Genomic DNA, 24,231 nt, shown 5'->3' on the forward strand with positions numbered 1-24,231 from the left:
TTGATGCAAGGTAAATAGGGCTAAAATTTAAACACTGAGTAAAGTTAATTATTATGATCACAATTGAAAATATAGCTAAACAGATTAAAAAACAAGAAAAAACTAAATTTGATGATAACAAAGCTGCGGTGTTATTACCTATCGTGGATATTGATCATCAATTGCATATCTTATTTCAAGTTAGATCGAAAAAACTAAGATGGCAACCGGGGGATATTTGCTTTCCTGGTGGGCGTGTTGAATTGACTGATATCAATCCCGAATACACAGCCAAACGTGAAACAGTTGAGGAATTAGGTATAACCTTTGATCAAATAAAAATTTTAGGACAATTACCCAAATTTATTGCCACATTAGGCATAATTATTTATCCATTTGTAGGCACAATAAACTCAATAGATAATTTACAACTAAACCATGACGAGGTTGAACAGATTTTTACCGTCCCTGTTGAGTGGTTTATTCATCATCCACCAGAGCATGCAACAATGTTGGTAGGGCATAAACCTGCTGATGATTTTCCTTTTGATATCATTGCTAATCGTTCACCACATTGGCAAAAAAGATCTGAGCATACCGTCTATTTTTATCAGTATCATAATTGGGTTATTTGGGGATTAACCGCACAAATCCTTAAGCGTTTCATCGAAACCATTTGTAAATAATGCTATCAACAAAATATGAAACAATTACAAATAGACTAGTCAGCACAAAATTAACATCTTTTTAAATAATTTATTTTAAGCAATTTGTGCTAGGCCTTGACTATTTTGTTAAAAGAGCTTGAGGATTATTGCTGAACGTCTTATAAAGGTAGTTAGTTGTTTTACTTTTATTCCTACCAAAACAACGATATGTCTTAACGCTTTTAACAAGTAGACAAGGACAAAACATTCAGGAGCTCCACAAGTTCGAAAACTATCGAAGCAATACCATTATAAATCTATTAATTAAATAAGCGTTAAACAGTGATTTTCTATTTTAATAATTCAAAATGAAGGATTCAATCATGAAACGTTTTACCAAAACCTCTATTGCTTTAGCGGTATTATTATCTTTGCCTGTTGCCAATCTTTACGCAGCTCAACCACTAACTGCAAAAGAAAGTCGCCACTTAGTCCCATTAAAAGAAATCTCAGTGACAGGAAGTTATTTACAAGCTAATAATGCTGCTAATGATATTTCGCGCGCTGCCGATGAAGCAGGTGCTAAATATTACTATATTACAGCAATGGAAAGCCCTGCTAATGGAACTTCGTCAGATCGCGCTATTGTTTATGCCAACATTTATAGCTCTAATGCACCAATCACCGTGGAACAAAATGTAACTACTTATAATGGTGTTGTTTCCTATGGCCGTTCAAAAGCGCTTTACTATTTACCATTTGAAGTTGTTAAATTGAAAGGCAATTACAATAACACCTCTGCAATTACTGAAGCTGCAAGTAAATTAGCCGCTGAAAAAAATGCCTATGCATTTTATATCGATTCTATTTCATCGGCTGATAGTCAAAATCAAGCACAAGATATTGACGTTGCCTTATACAAAAAAGATGCACCTGTAAGGGATTATATCGTCACAACCGCAATACAAGGTCAAGATGCCTACGAAATCAGTAGCGATGCATTTAAACGTATGACACCATACAATACTATTAGCTTCCATGGAAGCTTTAACAATACGTCCGAAATCAGCGAAGCCGCACAAAAACATGCTATTGCTAATGGTGCACATTTTTATTATGTGAAAGAAGTGTCAGCAAACTCAGCAGGCACTGCACAAACTATTTTTGTCAATCTATATAAATAAAGCATCAATAGACTCGTCTTTATAAAAAATCATCCCACGCGACAATCCGTTTGCCCGCGTGGGCTTTAGTTTAAAAATCAGTCAGAAAAGGTATTGATTTTATTAATTTTTTTATTTTAAATTAAAATAAAACAGTTATAATCAATTAAGCAAGCAAAAAGCATTCCTCAAATTCTATTCAACAGTAACAAATCAGTATTTTAGTTTAATTAGAAATTGTATTTAGACAGACAGCAACCGTTAAGAAGGCTATCTATGAGTGTAGATATGGCTGGGGTACCAGGATTCGAACCTGGGCATGGCGGGATCAAAACCCGCTGCCTTACCGCTTGGCTATACCCCAATGAAGGAGATGTGATATCTGGTACGGGTAGTGAGATTTGAACTCGCACACCTTTCGGAACTAGAATCTGAATCTAGCGCGTCTACCAATTCCGCCATACCCGTTAAGAATAATCGAAAAAGTAAATTGTAATCACAAAGATAGACTAAATAATCAGATATCAAAAATTTGAGCAGTTGGAATGGCTGGGGTACCAGGATTCGAACCTGGGCGTGGCGGGATCAAAACCCGCTGCCTTACCGCTTGGCTATACCCCAATAAAGGATAGTCATTAAGATTAAATGGTGCGGGTGGAGAGACTTGAACTCACACACCTTGCGGCGCCAGAACCTAAATCTGGTGCGTCTACCAATTTCGCCACACCCGCACTGGATACTTCCGGTAAAAGTACTACCTAATCTTAATGGTGGCTACGACGGGATTCGAACCTGTGACCCCATCATTATGAGTGATGTGCTCTAACCAACTGAGCTACGTAGCCATTCATTCGCAACGTCATAACCAACACTGCGAGGCGCATTATGCTTGTGTTACGTCAAATCGTCAACTATTTTTTTTAGATATTTTGAAAAAAAACGACAACTGATTAAGATGCAATCAAATCCAGTTTAATAACGCTTCAATTCTCCTTTTTTGTAGCTCAATATGAATTTGTTTTCCAGTATAACCTTCAGCAAGAATGTGTTGCACGTTGACATGGCTAGCAATGTTATAAGCTTCTTTTAGGTAATTTGCCTGTGAAAATGAGGTTGTTTTAGCAAACGCTTGGCTTGCAATAATTAGTTGGTCAAGATGTAACGGATTACGCCAAACATCTATATTATTGAGTAAAGAAACAATTTGCTCCGCAGTCAGCGTTTGCACACATTCAAGATCGTGACGATATTGCTGAACCATAACGGCAATTTTAGTGTAGTTGTTAGGTGCTTTGATTTTTTTACATAAGGCTTCAACCACTGACTTGTTAGGTAGCTGCGCACACAATACCGCAAAACGGATAGTCAAATCGTCGGTTAATAAAGCGGATTGTTTTAATGCATCAATAATATTGTTTGATAAGTCTAATGAAGGAAAGAGTAATGTAAATGCTCCGCATTGTTCCAACACTTGAAAGTAAACTTGAGGGTTTGCTGCTGATAACGCCTTTTCGGTTTCCTTCCATATGCGTTCGGCTGTTAAGTAACTTATTTCGCCAGCAAATACCATTTGTTTCATTAAATCTAGGGTTTGTGGTGCTATTGTAAAACCAAGTTGATAAAAACGAGCAGCAAAGCGTGCCACGCGTAAAATGCGTAGCGGATCTTCACGAAAAGCAGGCGAGACATGGCGCAAAATCTTTTTTTTGATATCATCAACACCATGGTAAGGATCGATGATATTGCCGTTTTCATCCATGGCAATGGCGTTAATCGTTAGGTCTCGACGAATCAGATCCTGTTCTAATGTGATTTCTTCACTAAAATCGCAAATAAACCCAGTATAACCTTTACCTGATTTGCGCTCAGTACGAGCCAATGCGTATTCTTCTTTTGTAGTAGGATGTAAAAATACGGGGAAGTCTTTACCAACTTGTTGATACCCTAAAGTCAAAAGTTCGTCTGGCCTAGCACCAACAACAACCCAATCATGGTCGGCAACCGGCAGATGCAACAATCGATCACGTACACTTCCGCCTACCAGATAGATTTTACTCATCTATCGCATCCAACGATCTTTTTTGCGACGTCTAGGTATTATACTTGGCAATACTAACCCTAAAATAAGTCCACCACCAGCAACAAGTCCACCATAGGTAAACCAAGTGGTAATAAGATCACGACGTTTATCATCCACTTGATTTAACATCGATTCAATCTGTGAGCCCTGCTCTTTGACTTGCTGTTCTAAGGCTGTATTCTTATTTTGTAGTGTTTCTATTGATTTTTCAGCCAATTGTAGCTTTTCGATATAGTCGCTCACCAATTTTTGTTGATTTGTTTCGGCATTATCAACTTTGTCTTGATATTCTGCAAGTTTTGCTTCTAGTGATGGAAAACGCTCTTTATAGCTCGGTTGCTCACTTAGTTTAGCTGTTTCAATCCAAGCTGTATTACCACTATTAAGTTGAATGCGGGTGTACTTACCATCTGCGCTTTTTTCAAGTTCAATAACTTTTTCTCCAGCTTTAACAGCATTAGAATACGCATATTGCGAACCCGGGCCACGACGTAAATAAATATCGACATTATCAGTCACATATTTGTCTATAGCATAAGTATCAAAAGCCATGGACAAAAACGAAAGTAGCGCAATAATATTTTGTTTTTTCATTATATTTCCAACAATCACCCATAAATAGGCACATGATATCATAAATAAACAGCAATTCGCATAGTCATTTTATAATAAATCGTTTTAAACCCTAAAGCGAAATCGGCTACAATATTCGTAGTATATTGAGGTCTTATTTCACACTATCCTTACGATGAATGTTTTATATTTGTTTTTATCTAAACAAACCAAGCAGACTTTTGCTGACTATGCATTTTACAAATAAAAAGCACAAGGACTAAACAAAAAGATCCATAATCCCATTGAAGTAAAGCGTGAAACGATATTGGATTTTTGCTATATTATTGATGAATAACAGAGTTATCTATTAAATAATTGACCAGCCCAATATAATTTTGAACGACATTAATATGGATTAGTGAATGTTCTCCATGGACGGGATTTATAAGCTCTGTTTTATGATGTAGTGGGAACCTGTGGTTATCATGGCATAATATCAACCGATATATGTTTAATATCGGTTACCATTAATACGCCCTTTGTCGCTTCTTGAAGTTTTAATTGCGATGGTTTTTCATCACATTACTGTGAGACTATAAAACCTACTGACAATGGGTCGAAAAATGTAATCATCAGGGATACTTAAGCAATATTAAAAATAGTGATAATTTTGACTCTAAAAACATGACGCATATCATTCGTTTATTACAAGTAGCACTATTTCAATTTTGCCAAAAGGTCCTGACTCAACTAAAGCAATACAGATTTTAGTTAATACGCGTGATTACTTATACGATTAATATTACCAAGGTATAGAAATGAAACACTTTATTACATATTGTTATTTAATTTTATCTATTTTCCTTTGCAGTTGCCATTCAACAACAAAACAATTTAAAGCTTTGAATGAAGAACCCATGATAGCTCCATACTCTCGTTATATAAAAAAGCAAGTGCTTAAAACAGAAGCTAATGGTGAATTAGAAAGTATTGAAACTTATCAATATACAAAATCAGGAAATATATTATCAAGCCATGCCAAATATGCTAATTCAAATAATCTTGAAACTGGTTTTGAATTCGATTATAAACATAAAAAATTTAATCATTATAATCATTTATATCGAATTAATATCACTGGTGGGGACTTCATATTAGATAATAATAATTATGATTTTATTAAATTATCGGGAGTCAACGATGGTACTATTTTCGAGAATGACTTTAAATACAATCAAATAAATACTTTTAAAGATGGCAAAATTATTCTTTCTGTTACAGAAGTTGGTAAACTAAAAACTGAAACTAAAATGCATTGGCAAGATTTTCAACTCATAAAGTTGGAAAGACAAATTTTAAAAAATGACAAATTAAAAATTTATACCCAGTTTAATTATTCATATAACTTAAAAAAACAAATAATAAAATTAGAAATGTATTCAATTTTGCCAGATAAAAAAATTGTTAGTTCGGAAACGACTTTTGGTGAGTACAACAATTATGGTGATTGGACTAAAGCCATCACATTTAGAAAAAATCAAGGTTCACAAGGAACTGGAACTGTAATAACAACAAGAGAAATCGAATATTGGTAATTGTAAAAAAACAATTCAACATTCCATAATTTATTAAAAGTGTAAATGCTTATACAATTACTTAGAAAATTCAAGGAATAAAAACAGGCAATCTATTATTGATTGCTCATTTTTAGTTATTTAATCGTGTTTTTTATACGACATTTCACCATCAAATAGCTTATCAAGATCTTCAATAAATGCTTGTTCAGGTAGATGGTAGAAAATGCCATGTTCGGGCATACCTCGCAAAAAGAGATAATAGACACCTCCAAAATGCGTTTGGTATTGATAATTTAATAAACGACTTTTTAAAAAACGATGTAATGCTAAACAATAAAGTTGATATTGCAAGTCATAGCGGTGCTCGCACATTACTTTTTCTAGTGCTTTTGGGGTATAAGAGTCAACACTCTCACCTAGCCAATTTGATTTATAATCAACTATATAATATTTACCTTCAAATTCAAAGACTAAATCAATAAATCCTTTTAACATGCCTTGTACGGAGTCAAAATCTAACTCAGGGCATAATTTTGATAAAGAATCATATTGTTTACATAAGCTATCCAATTGCTGACTAGTAACAGTTTTTCGTATCGGGAGGTAAAATTGTAATTCGTTAATGCACTTCCCTTTTAGCACTTGTGATAATATTAAATTCGGCTCATGCAATTGAGTCGAAAGTATTTGTTGCATCCAATTTTTTATTACACCACTCCATACTAAATCTAAATTGAGTTTTTTTATCATTTTCTCAGAGAGTTCATCAAAGTTATCTGACATGATATTTTCCATCATGCTATGCATCAATGTACCGACATATGCACCTTTAGGAAAATGATGAATATCGTATGGTAAATCTTTTGGTTCAACGTTGTCAGATTCGAGTGTAGATTCATCCCAATCGTTAATAATATCGGAATTATAAGCCAATACAATATGATTATTTTTTTGCAATTCTGTATAACTTGTGACTCGCCAACTGTTTGATATCTTACGTGTAAATGCGTTAGCCGATAATAATTGATTTGGTAAAATTGAGGGAAAATATTGTTTGTTCTCTATCGGCAATTGGACATCAACTAGATGAGCCATATTGGCAATTGTTCTTAAATCGCCTTTTAATAAATGATTAATAGCCGATCTGTTTTTTTTCAAAGAGGCAAGCCCAATACTACAATGATAAACCGAACGCGTCATTGCAACATATAATAGCCGCAAATCTTCAGCAAGGCGTTCATCTTCTATTTGTTGCTTAATTTCGTTAGTTAATAACCATGCATAAGTTGGTTGATAGTCATTGTCTTTATCGTGATAAAATTGGCTGTCAGACACACGATACATCGAAATAAACGGCAACCAAACAATTGGGAATTCCAACCCTTTGGATTTATGAATGGTAATTATTTTGACAAGATTTTCGTCACTTTCAAGCCGTTGCTGATGATTTTCCAGATTCGGATCTGGACTAACTATTTGTTTCGTCAACCAACGAATTAAGGCATGGGGACTATCTAACTCATAAGAAGCATCTTGGAGTAATTCACCTAAATGCATTAAGTTAGTTAATGTTCTCTCACCGTCTTGGCGAGCTAAGATATTTTCAGCTAAATGACGTTTTTTCATCATTCTGCGTAACATCACTAATACACCATAGTATTGCCAAATTGCTTGATATTGTTTGAATTCTTCGACTAAGTTCTCCCATTTATCTTGATCATCGCTGATTTGCTCAAGCTCAGTCATCGTTTGCCCCAAGAGCGAGGTCATTAATGCTAATCTTAGTTTTGTTTCATTTTCAGGCATCAAGACTGCTTGTAATAGGTTCAATACCTCTTTTGCTTCAATTGAAGAAAAGACACTACTATGGTTTGATAAATAAACACTTTTAACGCCACAATTGGCCAATTTTTGCTGAATAATGCTAGCTTCTCGCCCTGTGCGTACTAGGATCGCAATATCAGCAGTAGTTACAGGACGTTGTTCTTTTTCGTTATCAATTAATAGTGAGGAGTTAGATAATAAAGTCACAATTTGGTTAGCACAACAGCTAGCTATGAGTTCTTGATAACTATCATTTGTTACAATATCATCAGGCAATAAATAAGCAGCTAATGCAGCAACTTCTTGGTTATTAATTTGTAAAGATTTTTGCTGATTTCGTTTTGCCGCATCCATAGGTAAGAAAGGAATATCTTTAAATATAAATGGATTATCATTATTAGCAAATAATTGGTTAACAGCTTTAACCATCGAAGCAGATGAACGATGGTTTACATCCATAGTAAAATAATTTTCTCCCGTTGATTGCTTGGCTTTTAAATAAGTGAATATATCAGCGCCTCGAAAGCTATAAATTGCTTGTTTTGGATCACCAATAAACAGCAAACCTTGTTCAGAGTGTGGGTTGCCATAAATACGGTTAAAAATTTGATACTGTGCAGGATCGGTATCTTGAAATTCATCAATCAAGGCTACACGGTATTTTGAAGCTATACTTTTCGCTAATCGTTCGCCTGATTTTGCTTGTAATGCTCGGTTAAGTTGCCAAATAAGATCATCAAAGCTCATTTTTCCTTGTTTGATTTTTTCATTATAGATCCCTTTTTGAATCACGCTAACAATATCTATTAAGATTTGGCTGCGTAAATTCAATGGCTGTTGATATAGGTTGTCAATTTGTTCAAAAACAAAATGACATGGAGCAACCTTTCCTTCTTTCGTTTTTTCAATTAAAACTGATTGCTTAAATTTTTCAAGCTCGCTTGGTAATTCAAACGTTAGCGTTGGATTACTAGCCCATTTAGATACTTTATTTATCCAATTGGGCAAATATCGACTGCTATAAGATTGTTTACTGACTCCTGATTGGATGATGATATCAACTAATTCATCAGTCGATGCTAACCAAGACTGTTTAATATCTTCAATCTTTTGATAATTTTGTTGGTAAAATTCCTCAATTGTTACACTGATATCTGAGTTTACCTTGGTATTATCGTTAAGACTTAGACCTAAATATGGGTTAATATCTTTCAATAATGAGGTTGGATCTTGCCATGTATTAAGTACTAAATGAGCAAGTGGTTTATCAAGTGGCGTAAAATAGTGCCGCCAAAAATCTTGTACCACTCGCAATTTTAGTTGATTCTCATCAGAAATAAGCGTTTGTTCAAATAAAACGCCAGATTCGAAAGCATGACTAGTGAGTATTCGCTGACAAAAACTATGTATAGTATAAATTGCTGCATCATCCATTGATTGTTGAGCTACAGTAAGTTGTTGTACAGCCAACTTGCGATCAACAATTAAATCAATTAATTGTTGATAAATAGGATCTTGATGTTGTCCTTTTAGCAACCCAATTCGCAATTCTTGAATATTTTGTCTTATCCGCGAGCGTAATTCTTGAGTTGCCGCTTTAGTAAAGGTAACGACTAGAATTTCATTTACTTCTAAAGGTATTGGATGACTATTTTGGCCAATACCAAGCAATAACCTTAAGTAAATGAAGGCAAGCGAATAAGTTTTACCTGTTCCAGCTGACGCTTCAATCAAAGTTCGACCAGTTAAAGGTAAATCAAAAAGATTAAGTTTTTTTACTCTGCTTGATGAAACCATTCAAATTTCCCTGCAGAGTTGGGCGATAAACTAATACAAGCAATTGCAGCAGTAGGAAACATAGGAGGAGAAACATGCGGACACAGTTCATTAACTAAATAGCCTACTAAGGGCAAATGTGATACCACAATCACATTTTCAACATCATCATTTAATAACACCGTTAATATATCGGCAACATGAGATGGGCTACCGCCAGGCACTAAAAACGAATGAGTTTCAATACTTGCAACACTAACATGTGATGATAATTCGGTTAATGTTTGTTGAGCTCGTAGGTAAGGACTCACTAAACCACAATCAAATTGGTAGTTTTGCTGTTTAAGCCATATTCCCGCTTGATTTGACTGCTCAATACCATAATTCGTTAACGTGCGGCTTGAATCCGATGAAGCTGAAAATCCGGCTTCACCGTGTCTCATAATGCAAACTTTCATAAATGTTTAATTAGCGTAATTTTAATTGGAAAATCATGCATTCAGCACCGCAACAAAAAGTGAAGTTAGCAGTTAATTTAAAACCATTGTTCACCTTTTCAATCCGGCTTGTGATTTCACATGGTTCAGTTGCAACATCTTCGGCTGCCTGAGTCAATAAAACTAATTTTGCCTGAGCTTCCGATTCTGTTACAAAAATGTGTTCATACTCTGCGCTACAATCTTCGTTGTCAATGATTGTGCCAACATCCACACAACAACACGCTGCAGTTTCGTTTGCTTTACATTTGTTTAAAGAATCTGTCATGCTATACCTCAATTTACCTGTTAATATTGCTAACAGTATACTCTTAATCATAACTTAGGGCAAAATGCTAACGCTTTTTTATTGCAGTTAAAGTGATGCAATTAAAATCCTTTATTTTTGAATAACTACAAGTTAAATAAAACCAATATTTGATTAGCATTGATTATATGACGCTAGTGCAAGGAACTGTAATAATACGTATGAAATGAATAAAAAAACCTTTGCCACTTGGGCAAAGGTTAGTCAAACTAAAATTTAGGTGCTGAAGGGCGACCGCGTTTTTTAGCGCCCCCTTTATCTGATGCATCAAATTTGTTGCTTTTACGCCCTCGCTTAGCATCAGAGGCCGCTCCGCTAACAAGACTCATTTTCATTGGCTGATTAAGCACTCTTACTTTTTCAAAGTGTTTTAATATGTCTTTTGGCATCCCTTTTGGCAATTCAACAGTAGAGTAAGTCTCATAAAGCTTAATATTACCAATATAACGACTACTAATATCTGCTTCATTTGCAATAGCGCCAACGATATGACGAACTTCTACACCATTTTCTTTACCAATTTCGATACGATACATATCCATGTCGCCTACATCACGACGTTCACGACGTTTTGGCGTTTCACGGTTATCCCCGCGTAAACGACGTTCTCCTCCACGACCATCAAAATCACGGGTATCTCGTGATGGTTTAAATACCGGATCAGGTGGAAGAATGAGTGGACGTTCGCCTTGAGCTAATTTTAATAATGCTGTTGCTAATGTTTCCAGATCAGTACCACTATCAGCCTGTATTTGTGATAATAAGGTTTGATATTGTTCTAAATCACTACTTTCTAATTGTTTCTGAACTTGCTGAGTAAACTTAGCTAAACGGCGTTTTTCAAGTAATTCTTTTGATGGTAATCCAACTTCTGGAATTGGTTTTTTAATGGTTTGCTCAATATTTTTAAGCAAACGACGTTCACGACTATCAACAAATAAAATAGCACGACCAGCACGTCCTGCTCGCCCTGTACGCCCAATACGGTGAACATAAGATTCAGAATCCAATGTAATGTCATAGTTAATCACTAAGCTAATACGTTCAACATCTAAACCACGAGCCGCAACATCTGTTGCAATTAAAATATCTAAACGACCATTACGTAAACGATCTAATGTCTGTTCACGCAATTGTTGTGTCATATCGCCATTTAATGCAGCACAACTATAACCATGTTTTTCAAGTACTTCTGCCACATCTAAAGTAGCCGATTTTGTTCTAACAAAAATAATGGCAGCATCAAAATCTTCTGCTTCTAAAAAGCGAACAATTGCTTCGTTTTTACGCATACCGCGAACAAGCCAATAACTTTGGTCAATATCAGGCGCCGTTTGATTAGTACCTTTAATTTGAACTTCTTTCGGATTGTGCATAAATCGTTTAGTAATACGACGAATCGGTGCTGGCATCGTTGCCGAAAATAACGCTGTTTGGTGATTTTCAGGAATGGTTGCCATGATGCTTTCAACATCATCAATAAAGCCCATTCTTAACATTTCGTCAGCTTCATCAAGCACTAAACCTTTCAAATTGGAAAGATCCAATGTTTTACGATTTAAGTGATCAAGCAAACGCCCTGGTGTACCAACAACAATTTGTGGTCCTTGTTTTAAAGCACGTAATTGCACGTCATAACGCTGACCGCCATATAAAGCTAGTACTTTTATCCCTTTCATATATTTTGAATATTCAGAACAAGCATCTGCAACTTGCATAGCCAATTCACGCGTTGGTGCTAGAACTAAAAGTTGTGGCGCTTTTAAGTTTGCATCAATATTCATTAAAAAAGGGATTGAAAAAGCAGCAGTTTTACCGCTACCCGTTTGTGCCATTCCCAATACATCGTTACCCTTTAATAATAAAGGAATACACTCTGATTGGATTGGTGATGGCTTGCTAAAACCAAGATCATTTAATGCGTTAAGAATATCCTCGGATAAACCAAGATCAATAAAAGAAACTTCTGTTGTCATGTAAACTCGCTTATAAATTTTGAATATATAAACTTGCTTATTTAGTTAACAAAAAGATTGATGATTATTAACTAACACCAATTTTAATATATCTTGTTTTTGCTAAACCAAATAAAGAAAGCAAATATAAATTTATGCCAGCTCACTAAATTGAAAATTTACAACTCACCCCAATAACTAACTGCCAATATTATCCCAACAATTATCCGATATAAAACAACATAAATTTTAAGATAATTGATATAACTAAGATAAAGCTAACTACATTATCAAATATTGAGAATATATTATTGGCAAATCAGAACTACGCTATAACAATATTTTCACTTTTAAAACTGGCATGACCCTTGTTACTTTTCTTTTTCTTCAAGTAACTTTATTTCATAGAGTGCCTGTTGATGTTCAACATAGTTATAAATATTATTAGCTAAAGCATATTTAAATAACATTTTGGCACGCTCATTGTCACCTTTACTTTGATAATACTTACCTAAGTAAAAGTAGGCTTCACAAAGGCGCTCGGCTAACTGCCGATTATTTTCAACACCCTGTTGAAGGTTCTGCATTAATCTAGACTCGTTTATTTTACCTAGATAAAATGCAATAATATTACCACTATAAACCGTTTTATCATTAATCAAATCATAACGTTTTTGTAGCTCATTTTGGGCAGCTTTATTATCATTTTCTTTTTCAATCAGATAAAGCCATAAAATTCTGATGGGTTCGTTCACATCATATTGATAAAACTGTAGTGCATCACGCTCTGCAGCTTGATAATGCCCTGTGCGATATAATGTAATTGCACGATTTAAGTAAGCATAAGCATAAGTAGGATCAAGCTCTAAGGTCGTATTAAACGATGTTAAAGCTTCATCAAAATTACCTTCTCTGAGAGCATAAGTTCCCAAAAAATTATAAACATCTGGAATTTCTGGATTAAAATTTAACAAATAAGAAAAATCACTTTGTGCAAAGGCTTTAAAACCTAATGAATCGTAAACAATACCACGCTCAAAGATAAGTTGCATTCGCGTTACAGTATCAAGATCTTTTCGTGATAACTGTTGGCTGATCTGAGCAATTTTTAATTCGTCATCATATGAAACTTGCTCAGGAACAGCCAGCAAAGGCTGGGAGTTAGAACAACCCGACAAAAGAATAACGGCTAGCAAAGAGCAGTATACAGTTCTCAGGTTGAATAATCCCACTTTTATCCCCCTAGTGAATAATACTTTTATTCTGCTGTTGGAGCGACATCTACTGTCTGCTCAACAGCATCTTTCATACTCAAACGGATTCTGCCTTGGCGATCAATTTCAAGTACTTTAACACTCACTTCTTGACCTACTTTTAAATAATCAGCCACTTTTTCTACTCGATGATCAGCAATTTGAGAAACATGGACAAGTCCTTCTTTCCCGCCAATAACAGATACAAAGGCACCAAAATCAACGATTCGAGTTACTTTTCCTGTATAAATTTTACCAATTTCGACATCAGCAACTAAGTTAGTAATACGCGCCATAGCATCTTTCGCTTTATTACCATCTGAAGCAGCAATCTTAACTGTACCATCATCAGTAATTTCAATGGTTGTTCCGGTTTCTTCGGTTAAGGCTCGAATTGTTGCGCCACCTTTACCGATAATATCGCGGATTTTGTCAGGATTTACGTTCATTGTATAAATACGTGGTGCAAATTCTGATATTTCTTGACGAGGTTTATTAATTGCTTGTTCCATTACACCTAAAATGTGTAAACGTGCACCTTTCGCTTGGTTAAGTGCCACTTGCATAATTTCTTTAGTGATACCTTCAATTTTGATATCCATTTGTAATGCGCTAACACCTTCGCGCGTACCCGCTACTTTAAAGTCCATATCACCAAGGTGGTCTTCATCACCAAGAATATCTGACAATACTACAAACTGGTCGCCTTCTTTTACCAACCCCATTGCAATACCAGCAACGGATGACTTAATTGGTACTCCAGCATCCATTAGTGCCAGCGAAGCACCACAGACAGAAGCCATTGAAGATGAGCCATTTGACTCAGTAATTTCTGATACTACTCGGACAGTGTATGGAAATTCTTCACGACTTGGCATTACTGCCGCAACACCACGTTTAGCCAAACGACCGTGACCAATTTCACGACGTTTTGGTGACCCAACCATGCCTGTTTCACCAACAGAATAGGGTGGAAAGTTGTAATGAAGTAAGAAACGTTCAGTATATTCACCCGTTAATTCATCAATAATCTGAGCATCACGCTCTGTCCCTAAAGTTGCAGTAACTAATGCTTGGGTTTCTCCACGAGTAAACAAAGCACTACCATGTGTTCGTGGTAAAACACCTGTACGGATATCAAGCGCACGAATCATATCCTTTTCGCGACCATCAATACGTGGCTCACCAGCAATGACACGCTTACGGACAATTTGGCTCTCTAAATCGACGATGATATTGATAACTTCGTTTTCATCTAATTCTTCATTCTGTTCTTTTAGTGCTGCTAATACTTCTTCTTTGATTAAATCAATTTGAGCATAGCGCGCTTGTTTTTCAGTGATACGATAAGCCTCTCCTAGGCGCTCTTTAGCGAGTTCAACAATAGTATTATATAGCGCTTCATTTTTAGCTGGCGCTACCCAATCCCATTTTTCACAATTGGCTTTTTCTACAAATTCATTGATATTATCAATAACAACTTGTTGTTGTTCATGACCAAATACCACTGCGGCTAACATTTGATCTTCAGTCAGTAGATCAGCTTCAGATTCAACCATCAATACTGCACTTTTAGTTCCTGCAACAACTAAATCTAAACGACTTGTTGCAAGCTCTTTTACTGATGGATTTAAGACAAATTCATCATTAATAAAGCCGACACGTGCAGCGCCAATAGGGCCGTGGAATGGTACACCAGATAAGCAAAGCGCAGCAGAAGCACCGATCATAGCAACTAAGTCGGGGCTCACATCAGGATTTACTGAAACAACAGTTGCAATAATTTGGATTTCATTAACAAATCCTTCTGGGAATAATGGACGAAGTGGGCGGTCAATTAAACGTGCAATTAGGGTTTCGCCTTCACTTGGACGGCCTTCGCGTTTAAAAAATCCTCCAGGAATACGCCCTGCAGCATAAGTACGTTCTTGGTAATTAACTGTTAACGGAAAAAAATCTTGACCTTCTTTTACTTTTTTATTAGCAACAACTGTAACAAATACAGCAGTATCATCCATATTAACCATAACAGCTGCAGTTGCTTGACGAGCCATAATACCGGTCTCTAAAGTCACAGTATGACGACCATATTGAAATTTTTGATATGTCGGATTAAACAAAATAATGTCCTCTTGTTATTTGTTATGTTGAAGTTTGATATTTCGACAGGACGCAGTTCTACACTACGCTTATTGATACTCTCTTCAACAATGTGGGGATATATTCAACAAAAAGATTATTTCACTGTCACGACTAATGACAAATCTATAAACTATAGAGCTCTCATTAGTCGCGCGAAACATGAGATACAATCTTTACTTTGTTGACTTACATAAAATATTAATTTTTTTGAGCTCTGTATTATATCAGAGTGCAAATTTTTCACAACGAAAAAGAGGCCTAAGCCTCTTTTCAAGTAGATGATAATTAGCGACGCAAACCTAGTTTTTTAATCAGTTGGTTATAACGTTCGATATCTTTACGACGTAAGTAATCTAATAATTTACGACGGCTAGACACCATGCGTAACAAACCACGGCGACTATGGTGATCTTTTTTATGCTCAGAAAAATGACCTTGTAAATCATTAATACGCGCAGTTAAAAGAGCAACTTGAACTTCAGTTGAACCGGTATCGTTAGTACCACGACCATATTCAGCAACGATTTTCGCTTTAGTTTCTACAGTTAGAGACATAATAAACCTCTTAAAATTAACATTAAATATGGAATGACCGATCTCTAATTCAGACATCCCTCAGTATTCATACTATAAAATATGAATTGTCCAATTATACTAAAATTTATTAAAATAGCAATTTGATTTGTTTAGTTAACGGCAAGTTCTACTTGAGTTCAAAACCATATTCTTCTTGAATAAGTTTTTTTAGTTCTTCAATATAATTTTGAGCTGATAGACTTAATTGAGCTTTTTGGGATGTGATCCAACCGATTAGAATTTTTTCTTCTACATCTAAGGGGATTGATAAAATATCAGAACCATTTAAATCGGTACTTAAAACCCCTGTGCTAATCGTATAACCATTAAGTCCATGCAATAGATTAAATAACGTTGCCCTATCACTAACATGAATACTTTTTTTATGATAAACCGTACTTAAAATCTCTTCGGAAAAATAAAATGAGTTATATTCACCCTGCTCGAAAGAAAGATAAGGATAATCATCTAAATCATCTAACGTTAATGACTTCATTTCCGCTAATGGATGATGAGTACTAATAAATACATGAGGATGCGCTTCAAAAAGTGGATTAAAGGTCAATCGATGTTCTTTCAGTAATCGCAAAATTACCTTTTGGTTAAAATCAGTCAAATATAAGATGCCAACTTCACTGCGTAAATTAGCAACATCGGTAATAATATCGTATGTTCTTGTTTCTCTGAGTGTAAACTCGTATTCATCTGTATGATTTTTTTTAATTAGATTAACAAAGGCATTGACCGCAAAAGCATAATGTTGGGTAGATATACTACATAGCTGCTTAGATGGTGCTTTTTTTGAATAGTGCTGTTGCAATAACTCAGCCTGATCTAAAACTTGTTTAGCATAACCTAAAAACTCAACACCATCGGTCGAAAGTGAAACGCCTTTGGAGGTACGTACAAAAATCTCAATACCAAATTCAGCTTCTAAATCCTTTACCGCCGTAGATAAACTCGGTTGTGTAATATACAAATTTTTAGCTGCCTCATTAATTGAGCCTGAACGTGCAATTTCTAAAATATATCGTAGTTGTTGGAGTTTCATAATATCAGTTAATGTCTTAACACAAACTATCTTGCTTAACACAAATATATACTAAATCATATTTAAGTGAAGTAAATAATTGTTATCGTTTTTATACTCAAACACATGCTTTCCTGAAAGTTTTTAACAACGATTTTGTTGCGCTATAAAATAGTGATGAAAAACAAATATTAATGATTAAAATGGTGAGCAATTAAAAGAAGTTTTCGTAAATTAATTTTATACTCATAAGCGTTGAAACAGTAATTAGCATTGGTCTGATTAATTTGCGACCTTTAGCAATGACCATCTTAGCGCCAAGTCTTGCACCTATAAATTGACCAACTAGCATGACAAGTCCAATTGACCATATCACTTCGCCACCAATAATAAAAAACAGTAAACCGGCTAAATTTGAAGTGAAGTTTAACACTTTGGTATGTGCTGTGGCTTTAGTTAAATTAAAGCCAGCTAGTGTGATATAGGCTAACGCATAAAATGAACCCGCGCCAGGCCCAAAAAATCCATCATAAAAACCAATTGCCAAAGCTGGTATTAGTGCAAATTGGATAAATGAAAAGCGACTTTTACGATCGTTTTCACCAATGGTTGGAGAAAGCAAAAAATAAAGTCCCACGCCAATGGTTAGAATAGGTAGTAATAGCTTTAAAAAATCAGCTTGGACATGCATAACCGACAACGTTCCAACTGCCGATCCGATAAAAGCAAACATGATTGCCCATTTTTGCTGTTTTAAATCCACCATATGCTGACGAATAAAATATAAACTAGCTGAAAATGAACCACCACAGCTTTGTAATTTATTGGTTGCCAAGGCACTGGCTGGCGGCAGTCCAACAGCAAGTAAAGCCGGAACGGTTAATAAACCACCGCCACCAGCAATTGAATCAATAAAACCTGCTAAAGTAGCAATAATAAACAGTAAGATAAGTAATTCATAACTCATAGCGTATTGACATCATTACATTGAGCGCGATAGCGAAGATAATGATCCATGAGCACTATAGCAACCATCGCTTCAGCGATGGGCACGGCGCGTATTCCTACACATGGATCATGTCGACCATGAGTTGATACTTCAACGGTTTCACCATGAATATCGATTGATTGCCCTGCAATTTCAATACTTGGGGTTGGCTTTAAAGCGATACTGGCTAATATCGTTTGTCCTGAGCTAATCCCCCCTAAAATACCACCAGCATGGTTAGATAAAAAACCTTGCTTAGTTATTTCATCTCGATTTTCACTACCTCGTTTATTAACAACTGCATAACCATCACCAATTTCAACACCTTTCACCGCATTAATACTCATTAACGCATGTGCAAGTTCAGCATCTAATTTGTCAAATACAGGTTCACCAAGTCCTACTGGAACATTTTCGGCAACAATGCAAACTTTAGCGCCAATTGAGTCACCCTCTTTTTTCAGTGTTCTGAGCAACTGATCAAGCGCCTCTAATTTACTTTCATCAGCACAAAAAAATGGATTTTGTTCAACTTGTTGCCAGTCTTTTAATTCACATTTTACATCGCCCATCTGAGCCAAATAACCACGAATGGTTATGCCAAGTTTTTCTTGCAGATATTTTTTGGCAATCGCGCCAGCAGCAACGCGCATGGCAGTTTCACGAGCAGAAGAACGACCTCCACCACGATAATCACGTATGCCATATTTATTTTGATAAGTATAATCTGCATGGCTTGGTCTAAAGATATCTTTAATTTTGCTATAATCTTGAGAACGTTGGTCAGTGTTTTCAATAAGTAATCCAATACTTGTACCTGTTGTTACACCCTCAAATACGCCAGATAAAATTTTAACTTGGTCGGCTTCTCGGCGCTGAGTAGTATAGCGAGATGAACCCGGTCGACGGCGGTCAAGATCATGTTGCATATCTGATTCAGTTAATGCAAGTCCAGGAGGAACGCCATCGACAACACATCCTAATGCTATGCCGTGTGACTCACCAAATGTGGTCACTTTAAATAATTTTCCGATTGAGTTTCCAGCCATAATAAATTTATTCCAATTATTGAAAGCAGCTTATTTAAAACAGTCATGATATTGAACTAACTCTTCACGAGTGATCGCAAACACGCCCAGACCACCATGCTTAAATTCGATCCAATTAAATGGGACATCTGGATATTGTTGCTGTAAGCTAATCCAGCTATTGCCGACTTCACAGACTAATACACCCTCTGGAGTTAAATAATCTATCGCATCTCGTAAAATTGTTTTTACCAAATCTAAACCATCAAAGCCCGCCTCTAACGCTAATTTCGGTTCATATAAAAACTCATCTGGCAAATCACTCATATCTTCACTATCAACGTAAGGCGGATTTGTGACAATTAGATCATATTGTTTTACAGGCACATCATTAAATAGATCTGACAAAATAGGGGTAACTTGAAAATCCATTTCGTGCATTTCAATATTTGTTTGCGCAATATCTAATGCTTCTAATGAAATATCGGTGATATCAACCTGAGCATCAGCAAACTCATAAGCACAAGCAATACCAATACAACCACTGCCTGTGCACAAATCTAAAATATTTTTAGGCTCAGTAAATATTATCTGTTCAAAATGATTATTGATGAGTTCACCAATAGGAGAACGAGGAATTAATACACGTTCATCGACATAAAAAGAATGGCCACAAAACCAAGCTTGATTAGTTAAATAAGGGGTTGGTACACGATCTTTAATTCGTTTTTGAATAACATCAAAAAGTTGATTTTTTTCATCATTAGTCAGATTTGCCGAATAAAATTCCGTAGGAATAAACAAAGATAGACCTAATGTTGCTAAAATGAGTTGTTTAGATTCATCAATAGGATTATCTGTACCATGTCCTAAAAAAACATCTGATAGATTAAGTTGCGATGCTGTCCAACGTATAAAGTCCTGAACTGTGCGTAAGTTTTCCATAATGACTCCAAATGCTTTAGGAGAGGAAGGTGTTATTTGTCATTTTAGGCAACTGCCTTCAATAGGTTTTGCTAGAGTAATCTTGACAGTATGCTTCTAACAGCAACGTTGAACCTAATGTTCTACCCTTTAATGACTAACTATTTATGGCGGTGAGGAAGGGATTCGAACCCTTGATACGTTGCCGTATACACACTTTCCAGGCGTGCTCCTTCAACCACTCGGACACCTCACCTAATTATTAGCACCTGCCTTTTCAAGCAGGCTGCATACTATAATGATCACAAGATAATTAATCAAGCTTTTTTAATTCATACAAACGATGATACCAAATGTTACCAAAACAGCTAATACCCCGGCAGTTGTAATCAATGCATATTTTAAATTTGAACACATTTCATTATCTCCAATTATTTTTTATTAATTAGCTTTTTCGATTGGCAAATCGAGCGAAATAACTCCATTAATAGAGTTACTACCTCTAATTTTTGGATATTTAGGCGCAAAATCAAGAAGTATCTCTATAGACTCATCCAAATAAGCATCGGGTTGCTTATAATCTTTAGGTAAATCATCTAATTTAGTGATCGACGGTAAACCTGCTTTATTTAAACGCTCATTCATTCTTTTTAAACTACGTTCATCATTAGTTTTTTGTTCTGCTTCTCTTTTTTGCTTATTCAATGAAACAACATATTGATGATCTTTTTTGTCATTAAAAGTTTTAATATCTTCATCAATATAAATAAATTCAGTATTTTTTGAAATTCTAGCCAAATGTTGTGATTCCAAATCAGGTAGCAATGGCTTAATATTGAAAAGAGTCAAATAATCAGCCGAAGCAATTTTATCCCAAGGCAAGGCATTGTCTAAGAATCGTTCACCTGTTTCATCGACATATTTAACATTATTCATTTCAATGTCTGGTTCAACACCTTTTAATTGAGTACTACCACCATTGATACGATAAAACTTCTGAATAGTGTACTGAGCGCCACCAAATTCAGGCCAATTTGGATGCAATCTTGCATCAACCGGATAAGAAATGTTACGAGATGTTTGTACAGTTCCTTTCCCATAAGTCGTTTCACCAACAATTAATGCACGCCCATAGTCTTGCATGGCAGCAGAAAATATTTCTGATGCTGATGCGCTATAACGATTAACCATTACAACAAGCGGACCTGTGTACTCTATACCTTTATTCTTGTCATCATAAGTGATGACTTTTTGTAAATTATCACGCACCTGAACAACCGGTCCACTATCAATAAATAAACCAGTTAAAGAAATAACTTCGGCTAATGAACCACCACCATTATCTCGTAAATCAATAACCAGCCCTTGCAAATTTTCTTTATTTGCTTTCGATAAGAGTGAATCAACTTTTTCGGTTAATCCCATATAGAAACTCGGTATTTCAATAACGCCTACTTTACCGCGTTCATTATCAATAATTTTTAATTTTGCTTCACGATCTTCAAAATGAATTTTATCACGAGTAAGTTCGATAACTTTTGCTTTACTGTTATTACCCGCTGGTAAAATTTCTAATTTCACGACAGTGCCTTTCGGCCCACGAATTTTATCGACAATGTCATCTAGACGCCAACCAATAACGTCTTCAATTGCAGAATTGCTTTGACCTACCCCAATAATTTTATCCCCTACGGAAAGTTGCTTACTTTTTTCTGCAGGCCCACCGGTTACAAAAGACATAATCACTGTATAATCATCTTGCTGACTTAATGTTGCACCAATACCTTCAAAGGATAAACTCATTTCAGAATCAAAATCTCGTTTTTTACGTGGCGCTAAGTAGCTGGTGTGGGGGTCAATCTCTCTTGCAAATGCATTCATAAATACTTGAAAGGCATCTTCGTTATTTGATTGCATTACTGTTTTTAAAACACGATTATAACGTTTAGTTAATATTTCACGGATCTCTTTTTCATTTTTTCCAGATAAAGATAAATTCAACTCGTCATATTTAACTCGTTTATCCCAATAGACATTTAGTTCAGTTTCAGAAGTAGGCCACGCAATTTCTTCACGATTAAAATCAACTTCATCGTTAGTAGAAAAATCCATTGGTTTTTGTAAAACTTCAAGGGCGTATTGATAACGGTTATAACGTTTTTGCAAAAAGAGATTATAGATGTCATAAGCCGTTTTTAGATTACCATCAATTAATTCCTGACCTAAAGATTCTTGTCTATTTCGAAAGCTATCAACATCACTTTGAATAAATAAAGATTTATTGCTATCTAATAATTTGAAATAGCGATCAAAAATCTTCGAAGAAAAAGCACCATCTAAAGCAAAATTACGATAATGTGACTGAGTAAAAAAATTTGTCACACGCCTAGCAACAACTTGGTGGATCTCATCTTGCTTTAAAAGAGGTATCTGTTCTTTATCTTGTGTTTTTGCCTGAGCGTTTTGATAAAAAATACACAAAACAAGGCTAAATGTAATAATACCTTTCAGTAATTTATTCATTCAAATTCTCTATTTATTGATAATATATTCAGGTTTAACCGTTAATTCCATACCTGCACCAATTTTTACTTTAATATGATCTTTTTCAATATTGATAATTTGTACTTTTATAGGTTTATTACCTACTAAAACTTTAACAAAATCACCGTTATTTAAAGGTTTAACTTTTTTCGAAGGCTGTTGAGTAGTTTTACGTTTTTCTTTTGCTTGTTCTTTAAAACGTTCTTTAGCCTTTTCTTTGCTCTCCTTTAATTGCTGTTGAGCATGATCCATTTGTTCTTGGTTAATAACTTCATTAGGGTTGCCATCTAAATCAATACGATTAGCACCCTCTTTTATACTATGTAAGTAACGCCAACTCATTGTGTAAGAACGTAATGCAATACGAAGTTTAGTTTTACTTAATATTTGACAACCGTCTAGACGCGAAATAATATCTTGAAAGATCCCAATCTTTAATGGTTTTGCTTCACCCTCAAGGGTAAAACAATTCGGGAATTGTTGAGCTAAATAAGCAATAATCTCTTTACTATTTGTTAATTGAAACTGATTTTCCATTGGTTATCCCATAGCAACTAAATTTTACTAGCGTTAAAGTATATCGCAGCTTATATAATAACACTAACTATCTTTTTTTCGTTCATTAATAATTGTTATAACATCCTAAATACTATTATAAAAACACTCTATATTAGAATATACAATCAAATATTGAACTTACTGCTCTTACTATTAGAAAAGCATAGCATAGATACTTATGGTTATAAACTAAGAGGAATTAAAAAATAGAAATAAAACCTGGTGACTATTATGAAATATAAATGCTGTATCAAAAAAAGAAAGACATAACAATTAGCCAAATTATCTTTTTAATCGCATCTTAGTTACTGCATATTGAACGTTATCAAACATATGATATTATCAACTCACATTTTTGATAACCTAATAGGCAACTATACCATGAAAAATATAAAAAAATTTCTTGTAATTCTAAGCTCTATACTCGCCCTATCGGCATGTGCACAAAAAAATTTTATTGAACAAGGCTCTCCTCTTAATAACGAAAAAGTAAGCAAAATTGTTGAAGGTTCATCCACTGAATCTCAAATCTTATCTATATTTGGAGAACCTACAACTAAAAAAATCCTTAATAATAACGAAACACAGTGGACATACCAATACACTAAAAAAAGCTCAACCAGTCATATGTTAATTGGTGAAACACAATACAATATCCTTGAAGGAAAGCTAGATATTATTATTTCTAAAGGCGTTGTAACTTGGTTTAATTATGACGAAAATCAAAAACAAAAAAAATGGTAATCAAATTAAAGTAATATTATTTTATAGCACATCATCAAGATGTGCTTTTCATTTTATGTCTAATCTTTATTATCTAATTCTATT

The 24,231-nt window shown here is 35.0% G+C and carries 20 protein-coding genes and 6 tRNA genes; 4 read left to right on the forward strand and 22 right to left on the reverse strand.

The window, feature by feature from the left end:
- Window positions 1-53: 53 nt before the first annotated feature.
- A complete protein-coding gene (locus GA0061081_RS04645; protein WP_091347529.1) occupies window positions 54-665 on the forward strand; it encodes an NUDIX hydrolase in 612 nt (203 codons plus the stop codon).
- Window positions 666-1,009: 344 nt separating this feature from the next.
- Window positions 1,010-1,810 (forward strand): YdgH/BhsA/McbA-like domain containing protein, encoded by an 801-nt coding sequence (locus tag GA0061081_RS04650; RefSeq protein ID WP_167349301.1) that lies wholly within the window; start codon window positions 1,010-1,012, stop codon window positions 1,808-1,810.
- 268 nt (window positions 1,811-2,078) lie between these two features.
- On the opposite strand, the gene GA0061081_RS04655 is transcribed toward GA0061081_RS04650, so the two are convergent.
- The 7 genes from GA0061081_RS04655 to GA0061081_RS04685 all read right to left on the reverse strand — a co-directional run bounded on the left by GA0061081_RS04655 (window position 2,079) and on the right by GA0061081_RS04685 (window position 4,463).
- Window positions 2,079-2,153 (reverse strand) — tRNA-Gln (locus tag GA0061081_RS04655).
- Window positions 2,154-2,172: 19 nt separating this feature from the next.
- Window positions 2,173-2,257, reverse strand: a tRNA-Leu gene (locus tag GA0061081_RS04660).
- Between the two features lie 78 nt (window positions 2,258-2,335).
- A tRNA-Gln gene (locus GA0061081_RS04665) sits at window positions 2,336-2,410 on the reverse strand.
- 25 nt (window positions 2,411-2,435) lie between these two features.
- Window positions 2,436-2,520: transfer RNA gene (locus GA0061081_RS04670), tRNA-Leu, on the reverse strand.
- 37 nt (window positions 2,521-2,557) lie between these two features.
- Window positions 2,558-2,634: transfer RNA gene (locus tag GA0061081_RS04675), tRNA-Met, on the reverse strand.
- A 116-nt stretch (window positions 2,635-2,750) separates the two neighbouring features.
- The gene (locus tag GA0061081_RS04680; protein WP_091347534.1) at window positions 2,751-3,848 is read right to left on the reverse strand and encodes a tRNA nucleotidyltransferase/poly(A) polymerase-related protein; all 1,098 of its coding nucleotides are present in this window, start codon (window positions 3,846-3,848) and stop codon (window positions 2,751-2,753) included.
- Window positions 3,849-4,463, reverse strand: a complete 615-nt coding sequence (locus GA0061081_RS04685) for a TIGR04211 family SH3 domain-containing protein (RefSeq protein ID WP_167349302.1) — start codon at window positions 4,461-4,463, stop codon at window positions 3,849-3,851. It lies immediately after the preceding gene.
- Between the two features lie 779 nt (window positions 4,464-5,242).
- Here GA0061081_RS04685 and GA0061081_RS04690 point away from each other — a divergent pair.
- Complete coding sequence (locus tag GA0061081_RS04690) at window positions 5,243-6,019, forward strand: hypothetical protein (RefSeq protein ID WP_091347540.1); 777 nt, start codon at window positions 5,243-5,245, stop codon at window positions 6,017-6,019.
- 120 nt (window positions 6,020-6,139) lie between these two features.
- Here GA0061081_RS04690 and recB read toward each other — a convergent pair whose 3' ends face one another.
- The 15 genes from recB to proQ all read right to left on the reverse strand — a co-directional run bounded on the left by recB (window position 6,140) and on the right by proQ (window position 23,382).
- Window positions 6,140-9,622: an exodeoxyribonuclease V subunit beta gene (recB, locus tag GA0061081_RS04695; protein WP_091347542.1), complete on the reverse strand. Its 3,483-nt coding sequence runs from the start codon at window positions 9,620-9,622 to the stop codon at window positions 6,140-6,142.
- On the reverse strand, window positions 9,601-10,059 hold the full coding sequence (gene sixA / locus GA0061081_RS04700) for a phosphohistidine phosphatase SixA (protein ID WP_091347545.1): 459 nt from the start codon (window positions 10,057-10,059) through the stop codon (window positions 9,601-9,603). Before sixA ends, recB begins: the two co-directional genes overlap by 22 nt.
- 10 nt (window positions 10,060-10,069) lie before the next feature.
- The gene (locus tag GA0061081_RS04705; protein ID WP_091347547.1) at window positions 10,070-10,366 is read right to left on the reverse strand and encodes a YfcZ/YiiS family protein; all 297 of its coding nucleotides are present in this window, start codon (window positions 10,364-10,366) and stop codon (window positions 10,070-10,072) included.
- A 248-nt stretch (window positions 10,367-10,614) separates the two neighbouring features.
- Window positions 10,615-12,381, reverse strand: a complete 1,767-nt coding sequence (locus GA0061081_RS04710) for a DEAD/DEAH family ATP-dependent RNA helicase (RefSeq protein ID WP_091347550.1) — start codon at window positions 12,379-12,381, stop codon at window positions 10,615-10,617.
- 350 nt (window positions 12,382-12,731) lie between these two features.
- Window positions 12,732-13,592 carry a lipoprotein NlpI gene (gene nlpI / locus GA0061081_RS04715; RefSeq protein WP_167349303.1) on the reverse strand — a complete coding sequence of 287 codons (861 nt, stop codon included), beginning with the start codon at window positions 13,590-13,592 and terminating at the stop codon, window positions 12,732-12,734.
- Between the two features lie 26 nt (window positions 13,593-13,618).
- Complete coding sequence (gene pnp / locus GA0061081_RS04720) at window positions 13,619-15,733, reverse strand: polyribonucleotide nucleotidyltransferase (RefSeq protein ID WP_091347555.1); 2,115 nt, start codon at window positions 15,731-15,733, stop codon at window positions 13,619-13,621.
- 307 nt (window positions 15,734-16,040) lie between these two features.
- Window positions 16,041-16,310, reverse strand: a complete 270-nt coding sequence (gene rpsO / locus GA0061081_RS04725) for a 30S ribosomal protein S15 (RefSeq protein ID WP_085164450.1) — start codon at window positions 16,308-16,310, stop codon at window positions 16,041-16,043.
- 148 nt (window positions 16,311-16,458) lie between these two features.
- Entirely contained in the window at window positions 16,459-17,382 is a 924-nt protein-coding gene (locus tag GA0061081_RS04730; RefSeq protein WP_091347558.1) for a LysR family transcriptional regulator, read from the reverse strand.
- 193 nt (window positions 17,383-17,575) lie between these two features.
- Complete coding sequence (locus GA0061081_RS04735; RefSeq protein WP_091347561.1) at window positions 17,576-18,328, reverse strand: TSUP family transporter; 753 nt, start codon at window positions 18,326-18,328, stop codon at window positions 17,576-17,578.
- On the reverse strand, window positions 18,325-19,398 hold the full coding sequence (gene aroC / locus GA0061081_RS04740; RefSeq protein ID WP_091347564.1) for a chorismate synthase: 1,074 nt from the start codon (window positions 19,396-19,398) through the stop codon (window positions 18,325-18,327). Before aroC ends, GA0061081_RS04735 begins: the two co-directional genes overlap by 4 nt.
- A 30-nt stretch (window positions 19,399-19,428) precedes the next feature.
- Window positions 19,429-20,322 (reverse strand): 50S ribosomal protein L3 N(5)-glutamine methyltransferase, encoded by an 894-nt coding sequence (gene prmB, locus GA0061081_RS04745; protein WP_091347566.1) that lies wholly within the window; start codon window positions 20,320-20,322, stop codon window positions 19,429-19,431.
- A gap of 147 nt (window positions 20,323-20,469) precedes the next feature.
- Window positions 20,470-20,557, reverse strand: a tRNA-Ser gene (locus GA0061081_RS04750).
- A gap of 71 nt (window positions 20,558-20,628) precedes the next feature.
- Window positions 20,629-20,718 carry a cytochrome bd-I oxidase subunit CydH gene (gene cydH, locus GA0061081_RS11320; RefSeq protein ID WP_141683339.1) on the reverse strand — a complete coding sequence of 30 codons (90 nt, stop codon included), beginning with the start codon at window positions 20,716-20,718 and terminating at the stop codon, window positions 20,629-20,631.
- Window positions 20,719-20,742: 24 nt separating this feature from the next.
- Window positions 20,743-22,824, reverse strand: a complete 2,082-nt coding sequence (gene prc, locus GA0061081_RS04755) for a carboxy terminal-processing peptidase (protein ID WP_091347568.1) — start codon at window positions 22,822-22,824, stop codon at window positions 20,743-20,745.
- Between the two features lie 9 nt (window positions 22,825-22,833).
- Window positions 22,834-23,382: an RNA chaperone ProQ gene (gene proQ, locus GA0061081_RS04760; protein WP_091347570.1), complete on the reverse strand. Its 549-nt coding sequence runs from the start codon at window positions 23,380-23,382 to the stop codon at window positions 22,834-22,836.
- 402 nt (window positions 23,383-23,784) lie between these two features.
- Between proQ and bamE the strand changes: the two genes are divergently transcribed.
- The gene (gene bamE / locus GA0061081_RS04765; protein ID WP_167349304.1) at window positions 23,785-24,147 is read left to right on the forward strand and encodes an outer membrane protein assembly factor BamE domain-containing protein; all 363 of its coding nucleotides are present in this window, start codon (window positions 23,785-23,787) and stop codon (window positions 24,145-24,147) included.
- Window positions 24,148-24,231: the final 84 nt, after the last annotated feature.

The sequence above is a fragment of the Gilliamella bombicola genome, from assembly GCF_900094945.1.
GTDB classification, from domain to species: domain Bacteria; phylum Pseudomonadota; class Gammaproteobacteria; order Enterobacterales; family Orbaceae; genus Gilliamella; species Gilliamella bombicola.

Coding starts and splice junctions, on each gene's coding strand:
- GA0061081_RS04645 (WP_091347529.1), top strand. CDS start 54: ATGATCACAATTGAAAATATAGCTAAACAGATTAAAAAACAAGAAAAA.
- GA0061081_RS04650 (WP_167349301.1), top strand. CDS start 1,010: ATGAAACGTTTTACCAAAACCTCTATTGCTTTAGCGGTATTATTATCT.
- GA0061081_RS04680 (WP_091347534.1), bottom strand. CDS start 3,848: ATGAGTAAAATCTATCTGGTAGGCGGAAGTGTACGTGATCGATTGTTG.
- GA0061081_RS04685 (WP_167349302.1), bottom strand. CDS start 4,463: ATGAAAAAACAAAATATTATTGCGCTACTTTCGTTTTTGTCCATGGCT.
- GA0061081_RS04690 (WP_091347540.1), top strand. CDS start 5,243: ATGAAACACTTTATTACATATTGTTATTTAATTTTATCTATTTTCCTT.
- recB (WP_091347542.1), bottom strand. CDS start 9,622: ATGGTTTCATCAAGCAGAGTAAAAAAACTTAATCTTTTTGATTTACCT.
- sixA (WP_091347545.1), bottom strand. CDS start 10,059: ATGAAAGTTTGCATTATGAGACACGGTGAAGCCGGATTTTCAGCTTCA.
- GA0061081_RS04705 (WP_091347547.1), bottom strand. CDS start 10,366: ATGACAGATTCTTTAAACAAATGTAAAGCAAACGAAACTGCAGCGTGT.
- GA0061081_RS04710 (WP_091347550.1), bottom strand. CDS start 12,381: ATGACAACAGAAGTTTCTTTTATTGATCTTGGTTTATCCGAGGATATT.
- rpsO (WP_085164450.1), bottom strand. CDS start 16,310: ATGTCTCTAACTGTAGAAACTAAAGCGAAAATCGTTGCTGAATATGGT.
- GA0061081_RS04730 (WP_091347558.1), bottom strand. CDS start 17,382: ATGAAACTCCAACAACTACGATATATTTTAGAAATTGCACGTTCAGGC.
- GA0061081_RS04735 (WP_091347561.1), bottom strand. CDS start 18,328: ATGAGTTATGAATTACTTATCTTACTGTTTATTATTGCTACTTTAGCA.
- aroC (WP_091347564.1), bottom strand. CDS start 19,398: ATGGCTGGAAACTCAATCGGAAAATTATTTAAAGTGACCACATTTGGT.
- prmB (WP_091347566.1), bottom strand. CDS start 20,322: ATGGAAAACTTACGCACAGTTCAGGACTTTATACGTTGGACAGCATCG.
- cydH (WP_141683339.1), bottom strand. CDS start 20,718: ATGTGTTCAAATTTAAAATATGCATTGATTACAACTGCCGGGGTATTA.
- prc (WP_091347568.1), bottom strand. CDS start 22,824: ATGAATAAATTACTGAAAGGTATTATTACATTTAGCCTTGTTTTGTGT.
- proQ (WP_091347570.1), bottom strand. CDS start 23,382: ATGGAAAATCAGTTTCAATTAACAAATAGTAAAGAGATTATTGCTTAT.
- bamE (WP_167349304.1), top strand. CDS start 23,785: ATGAAAAATATAAAAAAATTTCTTGTAATTCTAAGCTCTATACTCGCC.